Below are 4,210 nucleotides of genomic sequence, written 5' to 3'. Positions count from 1 at the left end.
GCCGGAGCGGCCCCGTCAGTTGCTGTTGCGGGCCAGCCTTGCATAGCGGCTTCGCTTGCTGGCGGAGGCGTATCGGCTGCGCTTGTGGCCGTACCAGGAGGCCTCCCGCGTGCCGACATCGGCATGCACGAGACCGTTCGAGTAGGTGCCGACCCCACCGACGCTGTCGAGCGAGCGCGCCGCCGCCGCGGCCTTGCGCGCCGACGTCGCCAGCGGCCGGAAGTCGATCGCGTTGCCGCTGTAGTGCTGCGAGTGGCGGGCATGCCGGCCGCCGCAGGTCGAGGTGATCTGGATCGGGCCGATCCTGGCGGTGAGTTCGGCGATCATCGCCTTCGTCTCCGGCTTCAGGCAGCCCAGGCCTTTGACCTGCGGCTGAAAGGATATCTTTTCGGGAGAAACATCAGCCAGAACGACCGAAGGCAAGAAACCGCAAACAAACGCAAGCAACGACAAGCGACGCATCATCTACCAAACATGCAAGGGGAACTGGGAAGGATCAGGCCAGATAATCTCGATGGCCCGAGCGGAGGATGCCTCCGCTATTCGTCAAGGAAGGCCAAATCATGGCTACGGCCTTTCTGGATTATTGCATAAGCGTAACCCAGATCGATCCATGCCTTTGGTCAGATCACCGATGACCTTCCGAACGCTCCTTGCCATTCCGCCAAAGCCCGCCCCCTGCGCGCTGCCGGCTTGGACAGCCGGGCCGGGGCTGGGCTAGCGTGACGGACGGCACCCGCTTTCTGCGCGGTCGCCCCATGCCATCTCAGAGGATACGATGCCCAAGACCGACATCATCGCGGCGCTGACCCCCGAAATCACCGCGATCCGCCGCGACATCCACCGCCACCCCGAGCTGATGTACGACGTCCACCGCACTGCCGGCCTCGTCGCCGACAGGCTGAAGGAATGGGGTGTCGACGAGGTGGTCACGGGCATCGGCCGGACCGGCGTCGTCGGCGTCATCAAGGGCAAGGGCCAGGATTCCGGCCGGGTCATCGCCATGCGCGCCGACATGGACGCCCTGCCGATCCACGAGGAGACCAATCTCGAGCATCGCTCGACCATTCCGGGCAAGATGCATGCCTGCGGCCATGACGGCCACACCGCCATGCTGCTCGGCGCGGCGAAGTATCTGAGCCAGACCCGCGACTTCGACGGCACCGCCGTGCTGATCTTCCAGCCGGCCGAGGAAGGCGGCGCGGGCGCCAAGGCGATGATCGACGACGGGCTCATCACCCGCTTCGGCATCCAGGAGGTCTACGGCATGCACAACAAGCCGGGCATCCCGATCGGCCGCTTCGAGATCGCCAAGGGGCCGGCCATGGCCGCCGCCGACCGCATCCACATCAAGATCGAGGGCAAGGGCGGGCATGCGGCCGCGCCGCACAACGTCAACGATCCGATCGTCGCGTCCTGCGCTCTGGTCAGCGCCCTCCAGACGGTTGCCTCGCGCAATGCCGACCCGCTGGAGTCGATCGTCGTCTCGGTGACAGCGCTCAATGCCGGCGAAGCCTTCAACGTCATCCCGCAGACCGCGGAGATCAAGGGCTCGGTCCGCACGCTGACGCCGAAGACCCGCGAGCTCGCGCAGAAGCGCATCACCGAGATCGTCGAGGGCGTGATGAAGGCATTCGGGATGAAGTACGAGCTGGAATACCATCTCGGCTATCCCGTAACCTTCAACCATCACGGCCAGACCGACTTCGTCACCAGCGTGACCAAGGAGGCCTTCGGTTCCGACGCGATCAAGACCGACATCCCGCCGACCATGGGCTCGGAGGACTTCTCCTACATGCTGGAGGAGCGCCCCGGCGCCTTCATCAATATCGGCAACGGCGACTCGGCCGGGTTGCACCATCCGGCCTACGAGTTCAACGATGCGGCGATCCCGGTCGGGGTGAATTACTGGGCGAGCCTGATCGAGATCGCCATGCCGCCGCGCGCAGCCTGACGACCGGCGATGAGCGACATCGATTGCCTGGTGATCGGGGCCGGCGTGGTCGGCCTCGCGGTAGCCCGCGAACTGGCGATCGCCGGGCGCGAGGTCGTCATCGCCGAAGCGGCCGAAGGCATCGGCACCCAGACCTCGGCGCGCAACTCCGAGGTCATCCATGCCGGGATCTATTATCCGCCCGGCTCGCTGAAGGCGCAGGTCTGCGTCGCAGGCCGCAGGAAGCTCTACCGCTACCTCGAGGAGCGTGGCCTGCCGCACAAGGCCTGCGGCAAGCTGATCGTCGCCACCTCCGAAGCCCAGAAGCCGGCGCTGGAGACGATCATGGCCCGTGCGCAGGCATCAGGCGTCGCCTCGCTGCGCTGGCTTTCCGGCGCCGAGGCGAAGGCGATGGAGCCGGAGGTGCGCTGCGAGATCGCCCTGCTCTCGCCGGAGACCGGCGTGGTGGACAGCCACGCGCTGATGCTTTCGCTGCTGGGCGAATGCGAGGCGGCGGGCGGTTCGCTCGCGCTCAACACGCCGATCACCGCCTGGCGGCGCGAGGCGGACGGCTTCAGCGTCGATTTCGGCGGCGACGATCCGGCAACCTATACGGTGCGCACCGTGGTGAACTCGGCGGGCCACGGCGCGCCGAAGCTGCTCGGCATGCTGGCAGGCTTCCCGGCCGGGCAGGTGCCGGTGCAGCACTACGCCAAAGGCAACTATTTCGCCCTGACGGGGCGCCAGCCCTTCACGCATCTGGTCTATCCCGTACCGGAAGCGGCCGGCCTCGGCATCCACGCCACGATCGACATGGGTGGACGGGTCAAGTTCGGCCCCGATGTCGAATGGGTGGAGAGCGACCAGGATCTGGTGGTCGACCCGGCGCGCGCCGAAAAATTCTACGCCGCGATCCGAACCTACTGGCCGGCTCTGCAGGACGGGGCGCTGGTCGCCGACTATGCCGGCATCCGGCCCAAACTGCACGGGCCGGCCGAGCCGATGCCTGATTTTCGCATCGACGGGCCGGAGGTCCATGGCGTTCCGGAACTGGTCAACCTTCTCGGCATCGAGAGCCCGGGGCTGACGAGTTCGCTCGCCATCGCGGAAATGGTGCGCGAGAAGCTGTCATAGGGTGTCATCCCGTGCGCGCTGCAACGTGAAACGCTGCTGCGCAGACACGGGATCGCCAGACAAGAAGGTGCCGTTTTCTGGCAAGGATCCCGTGTCTGTACAGCAGCGTTGCATGCCGCAGCCCGCACGGGATGACACCCTTCCGCCCTCGCACCTCACTTGTTTCCCGGTGCGTGCGTCTTACCCCCTGAACTTCAGGAACGCTTCCTTGGCCTCTCGGGCCAGGGTGGTGATGCGGTCCCAGTCGCCCGACGCGATCGCGTCCGCCGGCACCAGCCAGGAGCCGCCGACGCAGATCACCTGCGGCAAGGCGAGGTAGTCGCCGAGGTTCTTCAGGCCGACGCCGCCGGTCGGGCAGAAGCTCATCTGCGGGAAGGGGCCGGACAGCGCCTTCAGCGCCGGCGGGCCGCCCGCCTGCTCGGCGGGGAAGAACTTGGCCGTCATGCGCCCGGCAACGACGGCGCGCATGCAATCCGAGGCGGTGGCGACGCCGGGCAGCCAGGGAAGCTCCGCCTTGCGCAGCGCCTCGTCGACGCTCTCGCTGAAGCCGGGGCTGACCACGGCCTGGGCGCCGGCGTCCTTGACCTGCGCAGCCTGGGCAGGCGTGACGACCGTGCCGGCCACGGGCAGCGCCTTCGGAACCGACTTCGCGATGGCTGCAAGGGCCTCCATCGCGGCCGGGCGGCGCAACGTGACCTCGACCACGTCGATACCGCCAGCAACGAGCGCATGAGCGAGGTCGACGGCGCGCGAGGCATCCTCGATCACGACGACGGGGATCACCCCACAGCTCTTCAACCGGGCAATCGCGGCAGTCTCGTCCATGGCTTCGTCTTTCAATCGATTTGAGCGGGTGAGCGGGCTCTACTCCTTCGCCCAGTAGACGTCGAGCCCCTGTTCCCGCTCGAGCAGCCTGTCGACTGGAAGCGGCGTTCCTCGCTCCGGCGCCTCCCTGAGGACCATTTCCTTGGCTTCGCCGGAGATCAGCAGCCCGGCCCAGCCGGCATCGAGCAGGCGCTCCAGCGAGAGCGAAAGGCGCGGCGGCAAGCCCGGGGGCCTGGCGATGACGATGCCGCCTGCCGGCTCTGCATTGAAGGTCGCCTCCTCGCCCGGGAAGAGCGAGGCGATGTGCCCATCCGGGCC

At 67.2% G+C, this 4,210-nt stretch carries 5 protein-coding genes; 2 read left to right on the top strand and 3 right to left on the bottom strand.

All coding sequences use genetic code 11. From position 1 onward, the window contains the following. Positions 1–15: 15 nt before the first annotated feature. Positions 16–327 (bottom strand): hypothetical protein, encoded by a 312-nt coding sequence (locus ACIPIA_RS11215; protein WP_400509489.1) that lies wholly within the window; start codon positions 325–327, stop codon positions 16–18. 451 nt (positions 328–778) lie between these two features. On the opposite strand from ACIPIA_RS11215, the gene ACIPIA_RS11210 reads away from it, so the two are divergent. Next, a complete protein-coding gene (locus ACIPIA_RS11210; RefSeq protein ID WP_400509487.1) occupies positions 779–1,954 on the top strand; it encodes a M20 aminoacylase family protein in 1,176 nt (391 codons plus the stop codon). Positions 1,955–1,963: 9 nt separating this feature from the next. Next, positions 1,964–3,067 carry an NAD(P)/FAD-dependent oxidoreductase gene (locus ACIPIA_RS11205; protein ID WP_400509485.1) on the top strand — a complete coding sequence of 368 codons (1,104 nt, stop codon included), beginning with the start codon at positions 1,964–1,966 and terminating at the stop codon, positions 3,065–3,067. 180 nt (positions 3,068–3,247) lie between these two features. On the opposite strand, the gene eda is transcribed toward ACIPIA_RS11205, so the two are convergent. Continuing rightward, positions 3,248–3,892: a bifunctional 4-hydroxy-2-oxoglutarate aldolase/2-dehydro-3-deoxy-phosphogluconate aldolase gene (eda, locus tag ACIPIA_RS11200; RefSeq protein WP_400509483.1), complete on the bottom strand. Its 645-nt coding sequence runs from the start codon at positions 3,890–3,892 to the stop codon at positions 3,248–3,250. Positions 3,893–3,931: 39 nt separating this feature from the next. Further along, a partial coding sequence (locus tag ACIPIA_RS11195) for a 6-phosphogluconolactonase (protein ID WP_400509481.1) occupies positions 3,932–4,210 on the bottom strand: 279 nt, incomplete at its 5' end.

This window comes from Allobosea sp. CER48, from assembly GCF_044752385.1.
Taxonomy (GTDB): Bacteria; Pseudomonadota; Alphaproteobacteria; order Rhizobiales; family Beijerinckiaceae; genus Allobosea.
Note: the sequence above shows the minus strand (reverse complement) of the source record. Positions and strands in the feature narration are given on the sequence as shown.

What these genes read in the sequence shown, in the direction of transcription:
- ACIPIA_RS11210 (WP_400509487.1), top strand. Translation starts at nt 779, where the DNA reads ATGCCCAAGACCGACATCATCGCGGCGCTGACCCCCGAAATCACCGCG.
- ACIPIA_RS11205 (WP_400509485.1), top strand. Translation starts at nt 1,964, where the DNA reads ATGAGCGACATCGATTGCCTGGTGATCGGGGCCGGCGTGGTCGGCCTC.
- ACIPIA_RS11215 (WP_400509489.1), bottom strand. Translation starts at nt 327, where the DNA reads ATGATCGCCGAACTCACCGCCAGGATCGGCCCGATCCAGATCACCTCG.
- eda (WP_400509483.1), bottom strand. Translation starts at nt 3,892, where the DNA reads ATGGACGAGACTGCCGCGATTGCCCGGTTGAAGAGCTGTGGGGTGATC.